Annotated in this window: 14 protein-coding genes; 5 read left to right on the top strand and 9 right to left on the bottom strand. The window is 50.6% G+C overall.

The genetic code is table 11. The annotated features are described in order from the left end of the window. Positions 1–588 precede the first annotated feature (588 nt). Positions 589–834 (top strand): hypothetical protein, encoded by a 246-nt coding sequence (locus FFS57_RS14095; protein WP_137938450.1) that lies wholly within the window; start codon positions 589–591, stop codon positions 832–834. 151 nt (positions 835–985) lie between these two features. Here the strand turns inward: FFS57_RS14095 and crcB are convergent, their stop codons facing one another. Then, the gene (crcB, locus tag FFS57_RS14100) at positions 986–1372 is read right to left on the bottom strand and encodes a fluoride efflux transporter CrcB (RefSeq protein ID WP_137938451.1); all 387 of its coding nucleotides are present in this window, start codon (positions 1370–1372) and stop codon (positions 986–988) included. Positions 1373–1673: 301 nt separating this feature from the next. Between crcB and FFS57_RS14105 the strand changes: the two genes are divergently transcribed. Beyond that, the gene (locus FFS57_RS14105; RefSeq protein WP_137938452.1) at positions 1674–3131 is read left to right on the top strand and encodes an aminotransferase-like domain-containing protein; all 1458 of its coding nucleotides are present in this window, start codon (positions 1674–1676) and stop codon (positions 3129–3131) included. 18 nt (positions 3132–3149) lie between these two features. Here the strand turns inward: FFS57_RS14105 and FFS57_RS14110 are convergent, their stop codons facing one another. The 4 genes from FFS57_RS14110 to FFS57_RS14125 form a co-directional block, all read right to left on the bottom strand. Then, positions 3150–3632: a GFA family protein gene (locus FFS57_RS14110; protein WP_137938453.1), complete on the bottom strand. Its 483-nt coding sequence runs from the start codon at positions 3630–3632 to the stop codon at positions 3150–3152. Between the two features lie 153 nt (positions 3633–3785). Next, on the bottom strand, positions 3786–5273 hold the full coding sequence (locus FFS57_RS14115) for a glycoside hydrolase family 13 protein (RefSeq protein ID WP_137938454.1): 1488 nt from the start codon (positions 5271–5273) through the stop codon (positions 3786–3788). A gap of 219 nt (positions 5274–5492) precedes the next feature. Continuing rightward, positions 5493–7088, bottom strand: a complete 1596-nt coding sequence (locus FFS57_RS14120; RefSeq protein ID WP_171013940.1) for a methyl-accepting chemotaxis protein — start codon at positions 7086–7088, stop codon at positions 5493–5495. Between the two features lie 192 nt (positions 7089–7280). After that, positions 7281–7694: a MarR family winged helix-turn-helix transcriptional regulator gene (locus FFS57_RS14125; RefSeq protein ID WP_137938456.1), complete on the bottom strand. Its 414-nt coding sequence runs from the start codon at positions 7692–7694 to the stop codon at positions 7281–7283. Between the two features lie 109 nt (positions 7695–7803). On the opposite strand from FFS57_RS14125, the gene FFS57_RS14130 reads away from it, so the two are divergent. Then, the gene (locus tag FFS57_RS14130) at positions 7804–8379 is read left to right on the top strand and encodes a Yip1 family protein (RefSeq protein WP_137938457.1); all 576 of its coding nucleotides are present in this window, start codon (positions 7804–7806) and stop codon (positions 8377–8379) included. 763 nt (positions 8380–9142) lie between these two features. Continuing rightward, entirely contained in the window at positions 9143–10255 is a 1113-nt protein-coding gene (locus FFS57_RS14140; protein ID WP_137938458.1) for an alkene reductase, read from the top strand. 63 nt (positions 10256–10318) lie between these two features. Here the strand turns inward: FFS57_RS14140 and FFS57_RS14145 are convergent, their stop codons facing one another. Further along, positions 10319–11242: a LysR family transcriptional regulator gene (locus tag FFS57_RS14145; protein WP_137938459.1), complete on the bottom strand. Its 924-nt coding sequence runs from the start codon at positions 11240–11242 to the stop codon at positions 10319–10321. Between the two features lie 127 nt (positions 11243–11369). Between FFS57_RS14145 and FFS57_RS14150 the strand changes: the two genes are divergently transcribed. Further along, positions 11370–11606, top strand: a complete 237-nt coding sequence (locus FFS57_RS14150) for a hypothetical protein (RefSeq protein WP_137938460.1) — start codon at positions 11370–11372, stop codon at positions 11604–11606. Positions 11607–11744: 138 nt separating this feature from the next. Here FFS57_RS14150 and FFS57_RS14155 read toward each other — a convergent pair whose 3' ends face one another. From FFS57_RS14155 to FFS57_RS14165, 3 genes are all read right to left on the bottom strand, one after another. Further along, positions 11745–12149 (bottom strand): hypothetical protein, encoded by a 405-nt coding sequence (locus FFS57_RS14155; RefSeq protein WP_137938461.1) that lies wholly within the window; start codon positions 12147–12149, stop codon positions 11745–11747. A 12-nt stretch (positions 12150–12161) separates the two neighbouring features. After that, positions 12162–13025 carry an RHS repeat domain-containing protein gene (locus FFS57_RS14160; protein WP_171013942.1) on the bottom strand — a complete coding sequence of 288 codons (864 nt, stop codon included), beginning with the start codon at positions 13023–13025 and terminating at the stop codon, positions 12162–12164. 114 nt (positions 13026–13139) lie between these two features. Further along, positions 13140–13634, bottom strand: coding sequence for a hypothetical protein (locus FFS57_RS14165; RefSeq protein ID WP_137938463.1), 495 nt, complete (start codon positions 13632–13634; stop codon positions 13140–13142). Positions 13635–13661: the final 27 nt, after the last annotated feature.

Genomic DNA, 13661 nt, shown 5'->3' on the forward strand with positions numbered 1-13661 from the left:
GCGTTCAATCTGAGCCAGGATCAAACTCTTTCGTTCAATCCTAATCTCACGCAAGATTTCAGAATTATCTGATTTCTAAACGTGAGCACTTTATTTCTTTGATTAACCAGACCTGAAGGCCTGGCAACCAACCCATAAGCGCCCACGCTTATCGACTGTATTTTTTTGTTAAAGATCATTGCTGCGCTCTTCGCTGCAGCAGAGAGGGTGAATAATAAACACCTCCCCCCTCCTCGTCAACCACTAATTAAAGAAAAGTTTAAGAAATCTGGGTGACCTTCATGCGCAGCCAAAGCAACGTTATGATTTATATATTCTTTAATTGAAACCAAGAAAATCGGGTCTTACAATGGGTCAGCGGAAAGCTTAAAGCAGCCTTAGGACATGGTTTCCAGACCAATATCGATGCAATTCCGCCGATACCACATCGTACCGCATTCTCCGTCCTCTTCCCCAAACCCCAACACCGTCGGATCGAGCTGAATTTTAGCGCTGGTCACGACGTGACTCAGATGGTGGCTTGTTGTTGCTGCAACGGGTCTAAGGCATTGCCATGGGCTATGAGGATCTCAATAACCACGACAGCTTATGTCACAATCCGATATGGCAGACTGCGCACGGACAAATCAAACTCGGGGCTCCAACCTGACCCCGTGTTGCTTCGAGAACCGCACTGCCGTTGTCGCACGCGCGCTGGTCGAGCAATTCATTGCCACCTTTTCCAGCCCACCCGAGTCCTTGATCCTCGACTTCGACACCACCGACGACCCAGCAGATCCGGACTTACTCGTATTGGCAGGTGTCGCGGGGCTTATGTCTATGGTGCAAACTTAAGCGCAAAGCCTTAGCACCAGAGCGTATATCCTAAAGATTCCCTATGTATCTTAAAGTGAAACTACGCATATTAGGAACGCCAAGTTGTAGTGTTCAAAAGACAACCACGACTCGACTGTTTTGCCACAAGTCAGGAGTTGCACTCCCACTGTCAGCGCATCATCAGCCAGCTCATTGTGCGTATACCCAGCCATGTCAGTGCGAGTGATCCGAGCAAATGCGTACTAGCCGCGACCATGCCCCATGCAAATTGCCCCTTCAGTAACAACGTTATCACTTCTCCGGAGAAAGTGGAAAAGGTGGTCAGTCCGCCGAGAAAGCCGGTGACTACAAATAGACGATATTCAGGTGGCCAAGCACCAAACTGTCCAAACCAAGCAATAGCGAGTCCAATCAGGTATCCACCTAGCAAATTCGCAACCAATGTTCCCATGGGAACAGTCGGAAAGACTGGATTCAGCCATGTACCCAATAACCAACGCAGCCATGCCCCCAGAGCGGCGCCGGTACCAATTGCAATCCACGCGGTCCACCCCACTTAGCAACCTCTGTGACTGTTAAATGTTGTCGAGTATAGGGGTAGGAAAATCGCTGGGCAAATCGCGCAGAACCCATGCTCAGAGCCCAATACACCCCATTAGATACAGATATGTAAATCATGTATTCTGTATTCACAGCACTCCAAACCATTACCAAGTGAGTATTTAGACAGCTGCTGCAACCAAACACCAGTGTCATACAACCTGCTCAATAGCGATCGATTTTTACAACAGTATCAGCCAATCATCAAAAAACTCATTGCACACTGACCAACATAGACTGGCTTGAGTGACCACATCATGAATGCACCAACGTTACTTCCCCGATACGCTCAACTTGCTGACGAACTGACTGCATGTATTCGTGGGGGTAGTTTGCGTCCAGGTGACAAACTTCCCTCCGTTAGAACATTGTGCTCGTTACATGGTGTCAGCCCGGCAACCGTGACCCATGCGCTGCACCTATTAGAAGATGCGGGGCTAATTGAAGCGCGCCCACGTGCCGGGTTTTACGTTAAACGACAAATTCAGGTGCGCCCACTGCCACAACAGTTGAGTGGCGATTACCACTCTCAGCCACGGCTGGTGGAACTCTCAAGCAAGCGCCAACGACTACTTGAGTTTGTCCATCCAACCCACTGTGATTGGTTGGGGTTGGCTAATTTATCACCTAGCCTGTTCCCAAATCAGCTGGTTCAGAAGTTCATGACATACCAAGCTCGGCGCGACCCAACCCTGCTCTCACGCTATGTCTTTGATGCTGGGGATGAACAATTACGCCAGCAAATTGCACGGCGTGGTGTAGAAGCGGGATGTGTCTGGCAACCTGACGACATCATTATTACAAATGGAGTAGTCGACGCACTGGGCCTAAGTTTGCGCTTACTGACCAAGCCTGGGGATATTGTTGCCATCGCGGCGCCATCTTCCCTGCCATTACAGGAACAACTGGAAACCCTATCCCGTCGGGCATTGGAAATCCCCGCTCACCCATGTGATGGTATTTCGCTAGATGCATTAGCCACTGCACTTGAGCAACAAACCATTGCAGCCTGTGTGGTCAGTGCCAATTTCGCCAGCCCAACGGGTAGCCTGATGAGTGACGACAGCAAGCGTAGGTTGGTAGAGCTGTTGGAAAGCCATGGCGTACCACTTATCGAAGATGACACATATGGCGAGTTCTATAGTGGGGAACAGCGTCCTAAACCTTGTAAAGCATTTGATCGTAGTGGAAACGTCATTCTATGTTCCGAGCTGTCCATCACCTTGGCACCAGGGCTAGGACTAGGCTATATCGTGGCTGGACGCTATCGCTTGGGCTTACAGGCATTAAAGCCCGCAACCATGGATGGCGTACCGCTCTTAACGCAACGTACCTATGCAGCCTTTATGGAAAGCGGCCATTACGAGCCGCACCTGCGTCGTTTGCGTCGGCAACTGGCCGAGCAGTTAAATGCCTTGCGAGCCGCAGTGTGTGAATACTTTCCGGCGGAAACAGGTGTGTCCTGTGCTGCTGGCGGGTATCTGTTATGGGTGGAGCTACCCAAGCAGATTGATGCAGCAGAACTTAACCAGCAAGCTGCCAGATTGGGTAGTAGTTGTGCACCAGGGGCATTGTTTACCCTCGGTGACGGATTACATAATTGTCTGAGACTCAATGCGGGTCACGTTTTTTCACCCAAGATTGAAGAAGCTGTACGTACGTTAGGGCAATTGGCACAACAAGTGTTAGACACACAACGCCCCAACGATGAATAGAACCAATACACCGGTTGACTATGTACCTTGCCTGACAGCGTCCAACCCTGGATTCACATCTTCTCCATAGGCCTGCTTCCAACGGTCATTCAACGCTTGATAATCCGCAGCACATTCCTCTGGTAGTCCATCAGGAACATGCCAAGCAGCAACGCGGGTTTCCACGGCAAAGTGGCTGACTGGCTTGATCTGGTTGGGCTGATCAAAACTGCCAACTGACAAATCCATCCGTTCCGAATCCACAAATGCAAAACTGAGCGGTGTGCCACAAGAAGAGCAGAAACCACGTTTGGCAATGCGCGAGCTTTGATAATACTGCGGTTCACCATTCAACCAACTGACTTCACTTTTCTGCACATTCAGCCATGACGCGAACACGTTGCCAAAAGCCAGCTGACACATGCGGCAATGGCAGTAATACCCTTCGCGGTTGTCTGTGGCAACGCAATATCGGATACGTCCGCACAAGCATCCGCCTTCCAGCACCTCAATATCGCTCATGGCATCCTCACTTGAGTAATAACGTGACACAGCTTTGCGGGGAAAGGGTTAAAACTTCGCAACAACTCGTCACACAATCAGGTTCATATCCGTTTCAATGCGTCCCACATCAAGCAGCCATATCACGACAGAAATGGCACGCCTATTTTCCGATCACACAAACAGATTACGTTCCTTATAGAAGCGAAAGTGCGTGTGCGGCTCGAAAGGTGTATAGATCGCAACACCTTTCGCTGGTGCCTCCACCCACATGCAGCCACCACCCATTTTTACCTCGTTCGCCGGCGCCAGTTGGTTACGCAGTGGCACACTGTTATATAAATGAGGGTAGGGAATGAAAATAAGCTCTTTAAGTGGTGCATCACCCAAATTCAGCACCACAAGGGCCACTTGGCCAGGAATATCGGTATAGCGTAAATAGATCAGGGCATTACCGTTCTGCTTTTCACCCAACATCAACAACTTGCCGGATTGCAATGCCGGATTGGCATCACGTACAACCACCAACGATCGAATGAATTCACGCATCGGTAATTCCCATTGTGTCTCGTCCCACACCATCGGACGACGGCAATCAGGATCATTTCCCCCTTCCATGCCATTTTCGTCACCATAGTACACCAGCGGAATACCCGGAAGGGTGAACTGCGCCGCCACAGCCAACTGTCGCAACCGAATATCCGGAATAGCTGTCCGCAAACGCATGGTGTCGTGACTACCCAGCATCAGCCAACTGTTCAGGCTACCCTCATGGCCATAACCTTCGTAGTACTCCTTCATCGCCAGATTGGCCTGTAAGTGACTGATATTACCCGCCAACCAGGCCAACATTGCTTCACGGAAGTAATAGTTCATCATCCCGGTGTAGCCTTGGCCATTGACCCAACCACCGGCATAGCTCATTAGCTCACCCAGCAGTTGCGCTTGCGGGTAGCGTTGCTTGACCGCCGCACGAATACGTTGCGCAGTTTTCATGCCCAAATCCTGTGCGGTGTCAAAACGCCAGCCGGTAATGCCCATTCCCAGATAGTGCGCAAGAAAACTGTTCTCCCCAGAGAACAAGATGGCTTGCAGCTCCGTGTTCTCCAAGTTCAACTCCGCAAGGTAGGGATGACCCCACCAGCATTGGTGGTTATCTTCGGCATCGAATGTGAAAAAACTGCGATAAGGTTGCTCACCCCGCTTAGCGGCCAAAAACCAAGGGTGCTGATAATTCACATGGTTCAGTACCGCATCCAGAATCAAGCCCATACCTCGGCGATCCAGTTCGATAATCAGGCGCTTTAAAGCCGCTTCATCACCAAACATTGGATCAATGCGAAAGAAGTCCATCGCATCATACTTATGGTTCGACGGCGCATCGAAAATAGGCGTGAAATAAAGGGTGTTGAAGCCGCTTTGCTGAATGTAGTCCAACCGATCAATGATGCCTTGCAGGTCCCCACCATAAAATACCTGCCCACACTGCTTCATTTCTGCTTCATTTTCAGCAGGGTGGGTATGCCAATCCGGCTTCAGGATATTGCCAGGGCACCGGTAGGCCGATTGGGTAAGCTTTTGCTCACCTGTCAGGCCATGCCCAATGGCAAAGCGTTCTGGGAAAATCTGATAGACGATCTGACGTGTTGAAGCAACGGACATGGTCAAAACCTGCGAGTGAGACAACGGAATGGTTTGAGCATAACGTCAGCCCACAAGGCCTGCCTGACAATTTGTGCGAAAGCAGCCGGCCATTGGCAAGCAATATGTCTGACAGAATAAGGACAGGTTCAACCACACTTGAACGGTTGAACCCATTTATGCCATTTAGGCACTATTCCCCATATCAGGCTATGAAAAACGAACCACAACCAATAGCAATTAAACGCTGAAACGGCGCACCCCTTGATGCAATGCCAGTGTCAGCTCCTGCATACGGCGCGTTAACTCTGCAGCCTGTCTTGACGCCACCACATTGGTATCAGCCGCCGCAGAAATACGGTCAACTTGTTGACCTACCAGATCTGTTGCCTGTGATTGCTCCTTCAACGCTACCGAAATTTCACCAACCAGTCCCACCACTTGCTGTGTACTACTTTCAATCTGCTGTACCGCATCCCGCCCTTGGTTGGCCAGGCCCACACCTTGTTCAACCCGACGTACCGCTTCCTCCATATTGGCTTTTGACTCGCTCGAACTATTCTGGATATCAGAAATCATTTGTGCGATTTCCTTGGTTGCAGCCGAGGTTCGTTCAGCCAACTTGCGAACCTCGTCGGCCACCACAGCGAAACCACGCCCATGGTCCCCTGCTCGTGCAGCCTCAATGGCTGCATTCAATGCAAGTAGGTTGGTTTGATCGGCGACTTCGCCAATGACATTCATGATGCTAGAGATGGTTTCTGTCTTCCCGGCCAAAGCTTCAATGGTGACGGATGTCTGATTGACTGCGTCACTGATGCGCACCATTTCATCAGTGGCACGTTTGATCACGTCGCTACCGCTCCGCAACAGATTGCCGGATTCTCGCGAAATATCGTTGGCTTTTGCTGCCCCATCAGATATTTGATGAATGTTAGCCGTCATTTGAGTAACCGCACCGGCCATCGCAGAAGCAGAAGTACTCTGACAGGATGAATCATTGGCGACCTGCCGGCTTTGATCTGCGACGCTTTTTGCCATCGAATCGATCTCGTCAGCATTGGCACGAATTTGTCGGATCAATTGCGCCAGCTCTGCTTGCATTTGTTTGACTTGGCCAAGCAAGCTTTGCGAATCGCTGGCCTGCAGGATGATTTCAGTATCCAATTTGCCGTTGGCGATTTGCTTGACAACATCAACGGTATAAGTTGGCTCACCACCCAGCTGTTTGACTAGGCCCCGAACCAATCGCATGCTCACAAAAAGCATGACTGCAACAATTACAGCGATCACCAGCAACAGGATACTGCTACTCCGCCAAAAAGCACGGTCGACATCATCAATGTAAATGCCACTACCGATAATCCAGGCCCAAGGTGCAAAACCCTTCACATAGGAAAGCTTGGCAACAGGTCTATCTGCGCCAGGTTTTGGCCATAGATAGTCAACATAGCCAGCCCCTTTGTCATTCACAGTCTTCACAAATTCACGAAACAGGTATTTGCCATCTGGGTCTTTAGCGTCGTTCATTGACTTACCATCCAGCTCCGGCTTGATGGGATGCATTAACATGACGGCGTTCATGTCATTGATCCAGAAATATTCTGTGCCCTCATAACGTAATTGTTTCAGTGCAGCCATCGCCATGGATTGCGCTTGCTCGCGCGGCAATTTCCCCGCTGCCTCCTGCTTCTGGTACATCACCACGACATCGTGTGCTACTTCAACGAGATTGCGTGTCTTTTGTTGACGATCCTGCAACATGGTATTGTTAAGACCAGTCAACGCCGTCAATGCCACAATCAGCAATCCAGCCAAAGCAATCAAAACCAACATCCAAAGTTTCATCCGCACTGACATCACAACCTCCATCACGCTTACAGTTTTGCCCCTTGATTCCTGCCATCTTTTATGTGGCATTTGCGTTCTTTATAGTTGCGACATTCAATATGTGAAATATGCTTTGTTGACCCGCATCAAGTTCGCCAAGAAAAGGGCGACTGACAGCCATGTAAAGCAAATTTGATGTCACATCGGCGGCGTCAAATCTGGCAAGACCAACTTGCCTTTCAGCATCCGGATTTCGTCCCGGTGCAATGCAGCCAGCTTCGTCACCTGCCGGCGTCCTTGCTCGGTCAAATGGATTTCCACCTGGCGGCGATCTCGTGTGCCGGTACGACGCTCGATCAGACCCAATTCTTCGCATCGGCCAGCCAGCGCAACCACGCCGTGGTGGTGTGCCTGCAATCGTTCGGCAAGTTCACCGATGGTGGCCCAATCCCTACCCGGGTAGCCCTGAACGTGCAATAGCATTTGATACTGCAATGGTGTCAGGCCATGCTCGCGGCACACACCTTCACTGAAACGCAGAAATAGGCGTAATTGATAGCGAAATTCCGACAATTTCTCGAAATCAGCCTTACTTAGTTCCGTCATTGTCATCGAGGAATTGCTCCTTGATTTTATATCATGTCATGATATATTTTAAATATAGCTTGTCGCGGTCAACGCAATTGAGCCGCTAACCAGACACCCTACTCGGAGATAGCTCATGAAACTATCTGCCTATTCGAGAATGATCACCTCATTTCATGTTGGCTGGGACGAACTGCATCGTGATCCGCCGTCCATTATCAGCATGATGATCAATCTGGTACTGCCGTTTTCATTACTGCCTGCAGCCATGATTTTGTATGCAGGCCATGTCAATGGCCAACTCTACGTCCCCAATGCCAGCATCGACCGATGGAATACAATCGCGCTGCTGTTTTTAGTAGCAGAACTGGCCACCGTGCCACTGATGGCGTGGGTATTGAGGTTAATTGCCGAATCAAAACAGTTACAGGCAACCTACCGTGATGGTTTTGTTGTGGCAGCAGCAGCGGCCATTCCACTCTGGTTGTCCAGCTTGGTGTTGCTGATTCCTAACCCAGCCATCAACCTGATCGGTGTACTATTGGGCTTATTGGCGTCGTTTGCCATGCTATATCACGGTCTACCAGAGATGTTTGGCACCGATGAAGGCATTGAATCACTGGACTTGGCTTACAGCTCCATTTCTGCGGGCGGCGCAGCCTGGACGCTGCTGATGGCAATGGTACTGCTATTGCTGTTTGGGAATACCTGACTGGCCTGATCATTATTAGCACAATCATGCTCACCGTACCGATGTCATATCAGTGAGACGATGCTTGTTACCGTTATTACCCAAACAAGAAGTTACTATGGTGTCATTTTCAAATAGCGCAATAAAATAATTCAATATCAAGACCGATTATCAACCCTGATCCGTCACCCCAAAATGTGTCCCATACCTGCATTGTGCAGGGATACTTTTTATATGGGACCCAACATGTCACACCCTCGATCTGCTATACCATCCCGCACCTTCCTGATCGCCACGGTTCTGTTTGTATTGTTGGCCACACCTTTGAAGAACAATTACCTGTTCCGCAACACATTGCCGTAGCTAGCAGCAAAGCGGAAGCACAACCTATTATTCGAGCCGCTTTACGCTATGCAGACTTTTGGCATACCAGTGATGAGCGTTATGCCCAACTGGCCTTAGCCCCTGATTTTACCGACCACACCTTGCCCCACGCCGCGTCTAATCTGTCCCGGTGTTATTGATATCGAATTATGGGGTGATGCCAGCACCCCACAACGCATGTCAGCCATGGCCCATGTGGGTGCCAATCTACCGACAGGACGAGTCGGACAGCCTGAGGAAGTTGCTCAGGTCTATTAATTGGCCATGCAGAACGAATTCATGACAGGTGCCGTACTGGATATTGACGGTGGTGGCCAGTTACAAGCCAATCCATCTATCAGAAGGTAGTGAGGACAAGTGCTATGAGCTTGTCTGAGTAAAAACAACACAGGTGATATCGATGACACAATCCAAATTATTCACCCCTACAGTACTTGGCGACATTCATGTCAACCATCGTGTAGTCATGGCGCCCATGACCCGTGCCCGGAGTACCCAACCCGGCGACATCCCGAATGAAATGAACGCCCGCTATTACGTTCAGCGGGCTTCTGCAGCCTTCATCGTGACCGAGGCCACGCAAATCTCGCCACAAGGCAAAGGCTATTCCTTTACACCTGGGATACACAGCGCGGAACAAATCGCAGGTTGGCAGCTGGTGACCCGCGCGGTTCATCAAGCAGGTGGGCGTATCTTTCTTCAGCTCTGGCATGTAGGCCGCATGTCACACCCAGATTTTCATGATGGAGCCTTGCCAGTGGCCCCGTCAGCAGTGCCGTTCGAAGGCCAGATCTGGAAAGTGAACCCCACCACGGGCCAAGGGGAAATGGTGCCATGCCCCACGCCCCGTGCCTTGAGCAAAGAAGAAATTCACGCAATCGTGGCTGACTTTCGCCAAGCAGCAAAAAATGCCATGGCCGCTGGCTTTGATGGGGTAGAGATCCACGGTGCAAATGGTTATCTGATTGATCAGTTCCTGCGTACAACCGGCAATACCCGCACTGACGAATACGGCAGTACTCGTGAAAACCGACTGCGCTTTCTGAAAGAAGTGGTGAGTGCTGTCGCAGATGAAATCGGCCCCAATCGCACCGCGATTCGCTTGGCCCCATTCCTGACCGCCCGGGGCATGGCCTGCCCAGACATTCTGCCAACCATCCTGGAAGCAGCGGCATTTTTGCAGCAACAAGGCATTGCCTACCTGCATCTGGTGGAAGCCGATTGGGATGATGCCCCGCAATTTACCGAAGCATTCCGCCAGGCTATACGCACCAGCTTTGAACGGCCTATAGTCGTTGCCGGCCAATATGACCAGGCAAAAGCAGACTGGGTGCTGAACAAAGGTTATGCAGACTTGGTGGCATTTGGACGCCCCTTCGTCGCCAACCCAGACTTACCACGCCGCCTGGCAGAGGGTTTACCGTTAGCCGATTTTGACAGTAGCACCCTGTTTGGTGGTGGGGAAGCCGGCTATACCGATTACCCAGCTTGGTCTGTTTGCGAAATGGCGTAACGGGATGAGCATACTGACAAGCCCCTGGGAACCGCAAAGCAAACCTAGTGGGCTTGCCAGCAATCATGGCAGCAAACCCTGCTGACGTAGCTCACTGACAACCGTTTCAAACCGGGCCTGCAAAAACTCGATCAACAAACGAACCCGAGGAGGCTGAAAACGCCCCTGTTGGTATAAAGCATTCAATGGCGTACTTTCGATGAAATAGTCATCCAACACAGTCTGTAAACGCCCTTCGCGTAAATCGTCTGCCACATCCAGCAACGATTTACGCGCATACCCCGCACCTTGAATCGCCCATTTACGGATGATCTCGCCATCATTACTCTCCTGATAGCGCGTTAATCTCACGGACTGCAACACCCCATCCTGAGCATAACCCCAATCATTCATCGGCCCCGCTGCCGTCACCAACACCAGGCAAGGCAACTGAGCCAACGCTTGTGGCGTAGCAGGCCTACCCAGTCGCTCCACGGCATCAGGTGCAACGATCACCACCCGTCGATTCGGTGCCAACGGCCGTGCCACCAAAGTGCTATCCCGCGGTTGGCCATAGCGAATGGCCAGATCAATATCATCGCCAACCAAATTCGCTTGGCTATCGCTTAACTGCAATGCAAACCGGACATTCGGGTAAAGCTGGTGGAATTCATCCAGAAACCGCATCAACAGATTACGCCCCAAATCCGATGGCGCCGAGATACGCACCATCCCTTGTACCAACTGCTGCCCTGCCTGTAACTGCTGTTCCGCCTCCGTCAGCAAATCCAAAGCCTGTTGGCAGTAATCCCGATAAAGCTGTCCCTCTTCAGTCAACCGCAACTGCCGTGTCGTCCGCTCAAACAAACGCGCACCCAATGCAGCCTCCATACGCTGAATGCAAGCACTGGCCGCGGCCGGAGAAACCCCATGCTTACGGCCCGCAGCGGAGAAGCTGCCCAGGTTGGTAGCGTCTAGGAATAGACGGATATCGGTAAGGTTATCCACACAATGCAATTCAAGGTCGAGTAAATTCGGAGCTTACCAGCTAAGCCCATTAACCAGCATCCAACCTGCTCGTTTTAACTTAGCTTTCCTACTGATACGCGATCGGGCTTCGAGTAGCTGGGTCGACATGTTCTGCCAACAGATCGTCAGCTATATCGTATATGAACTGGATTGGTTTGCTGACGGCAGTCTTGATCGCAAAATGTCCTTGAGCGTTGTAGAAGAAGCCGCTGAAGCTTTACCCGTTTTTCAGGGTGACGCAGGGGTGGCCGGCGTTACAAACCACCAAGGCGATACTGGAGAGCTTGATTTTAACGCACACTGCCGACCGTTTCGATCAGCTGGCTGGCGGCTAAAAAAGTAAGCCCGGCTAGGCCGGGCAAGGGGCATGACTTTATCTCCAGTCCGCTAACGGGGCTGAACCAGCCTGATCGGTTCACCCTGAAGGACCAGGTCTGAACCGACCGCGACCAGCCGCGCAAGGCGGCTGGCGACAAATCAATCACTCTGACCCCGTTGATTGTTTGGACAGTCTTACCAGACGGTTCTTTTGTGCTTGAAGTTCTCGCTCAGTCCAGTTGTTATCTGGGGTTGGGACGATAAGCGTTTGAGCTGCAGATGCAAATGGCGCCCAAAAACTCCATGGAACTAGATCCAATCCAAGCCCCACTTTCTTTTGTTCCATTATTGCTACCATATTTGCTTGGTGTGCATAGGCATCCAATATCTGACCAGCTTGTTCAGCCTGTAACGAGCGTAAACCCTCTAATCCATGATAGGAGCTAATTACGATAGCATCTCGTCTTTCTACTGCTAGTAATGCCAAAAAGCATGTAATGAGAGAACCAATTAAAACTCCAAAAATCAGGCATATAAAATATTTTTGCATAAAGGTCTTTTGTTTCATGATATGCAATACCTATTGTTTCAAGCGACCAGAACATAGAGCGAAATCGGTCAAGCATTGTTGTTGTCCATTTTGATCATCAGGATCTTTCTCTCCCATGCACTTGTCTTTTCTAACGGCACAGCATGCCGGCCTTGCCATCGTGTCTTCGCATACATAGCGAACACATGCTTTGCATAATGGTTTCATCCACTTTCCGTATTCCTTTTCTGCAGCATCACAAACCGGCTCCCAGTATTTGCGTCCTTTAGGGGGAGGCCCTGGTGGCAAGGGAAAATGTGCCCTTGGGTCAGTCGAATAAGGCCCTTCCGGTCCCTCCGCAGTTTCTAAGCCCATTGGATCAATTTTCAAAAGAGGACTGCTTAATGCATAAGCATAAGTATTCAACCCACCCTGCAACCCAATCGGATCACTCTGAACATACCGCCCCGTCTCCGGATTATAGGTCCGATACCAGTTATGACTCAGCTTGATGCCGTTATCCCAATACTGCCCCGGGAAACGCAGGTGGTACACGAACTGGCTGCCGTTCTTGTCCGCATCCTGATCCGGCAGGGTGTTGCCGAAGGCTTCGCTTTCCCAACGCCAGGTCAGGCGTTTGTTGAACGCGTCGTAGATCGCGCGTGGCGTGTTGAGGTGGTCGGCATAGACGTGATAGATCAGCGGTTTGCTGGGGTCGCTGCTGTTGGGGCGCACCACCGCAATCGGCGTGTCGCCCAGCCAGAGGTGATCCTGGCTCGGGCTTTGCGTGGCCGGGTCGGCATGTTCCGCCAGCAGGTGGCCGGCTTCGTCGTAGACGAACTGGATCGGTTTGCTGTTGGCGGTCTTGATCGCCAGTTGCCTTTGCCTGTTATAGATGAACTGTTGCCACAACACGCCTTCGATGCTTGGTTGTTGATAGTAGTGAACAGTAAGCAAGTAGCAAAAAGCCGGTACGGATTGCTCTGGTACCGGCTTTGGTGCGAACACAGTAAACGTTAGCCCGCAGGTTCACTCATCATAAGACATCTTGTTGAATTGCAAGACGAGCAGAGCGCTCTCAAACAACAAGCCAAAAAAAACGCACTGCGTCTTGTAAGTCAAATCATACTTGGAAACTAACTTAAAGACGCCAGTACAAGATCCTAGCTGATCGCAAATTATTTCCAGCATATCCATCACTCTAAATGACAGATACTGCTTGCGATCAAGCACTGCCTCATTCGAAGGACTGTCAACGGAACCAAGGACATTGACGACCATATAGTCACAAAGCTCCGCTTCAAGATCGGCTTCTCCTTCCTGGAGCTGGATAACACTTGTAAAATCCAGTTGCGTCTGGCGTGCATAATGTGCAATTAGCAAATCAGCTACACTCATGCTTTGATCATCGCGCGATACCAAATATGCAGCGCCAAGGTGTTCTCTGATCTTACCGCTTAGCTCAGTAATGCCATGGATATACCCATCCAACCGAGCCACTTCAACTTCTAGCAATTGATTCATACATTGACTCCATGTTGAATTAAGCTT

Origin of the sequence: Chitinivorax sp. B (assembly GCF_005503445.1) — a bacterium.
In the GTDB taxonomy this organism is placed as follows: Bacteria; Pseudomonadota; Gammaproteobacteria; order Burkholderiales; family SCOH01; genus Chitinivorax.

What these genes read in the sequence shown, in the direction of transcription:
- FFS57_RS14095 (WP_137938450.1), top strand. Translation starts at nt 589, where the DNA reads ATGTCACAATCCGATATGGCAGACTGCGCACGGACAAATCAAACTCGG.
- FFS57_RS14105 (WP_137938452.1), top strand. Translation starts at nt 1,674, where the DNA reads ATGAATGCACCAACGTTACTTCCCCGATACGCTCAACTTGCTGACGAA.
- FFS57_RS14110 (WP_137938453.1), bottom strand. Translation starts at nt 3,632, where the DNA reads ATGAGCGATATTGAGGTGCTGGAAGGCGGATGCTTGTGCGGACGTATC.
- FFS57_RS14115 (WP_137938454.1), bottom strand. Translation starts at nt 5,273, where the DNA reads ATGTCCGTTGCTTCAACACGTCAGATCGTCTATCAGATTTTCCCAGAA.
- FFS57_RS14120 (WP_171013940.1), bottom strand. Translation starts at nt 7,088, where the DNA reads ATGTTGGTTTTGATTGCTTTGGCTGGATTGCTGATTGTGGCATTGACG.
- FFS57_RS14125 (WP_137938456.1), bottom strand. Translation starts at nt 7,694, where the DNA reads ATGACAATGACGGAACTAAGTAAGGCTGATTTCGAGAAATTGTCGGAA.
- FFS57_RS14130 (WP_137938457.1), top strand. Translation starts at nt 7,804, where the DNA reads ATGAAACTATCTGCCTATTCGAGAATGATCACCTCATTTCATGTTGGC.
- FFS57_RS14140 (WP_137938458.1), top strand. Translation starts at nt 9,143, where the DNA reads ATGACACAATCCAAATTATTCACCCCTACAGTACTTGGCGACATTCAT.
- FFS57_RS14150 (WP_137938460.1), top strand. Translation starts at nt 11,370, where the DNA reads ATGTTCTGCCAACAGATCGTCAGCTATATCGTATATGAACTGGATTGG.
- FFS57_RS14155 (WP_137938461.1), bottom strand. Translation starts at nt 12,149, where the DNA reads ATGAAACAAAAGACCTTTATGCAAAAATATTTTATATGCCTGATTTTT.
- FFS57_RS14165 (WP_137938463.1), bottom strand. Translation starts at nt 13,634, where the DNA reads ATGAATCAATTGCTAGAAGTTGAAGTGGCTCGGTTGGATGGGTATATC.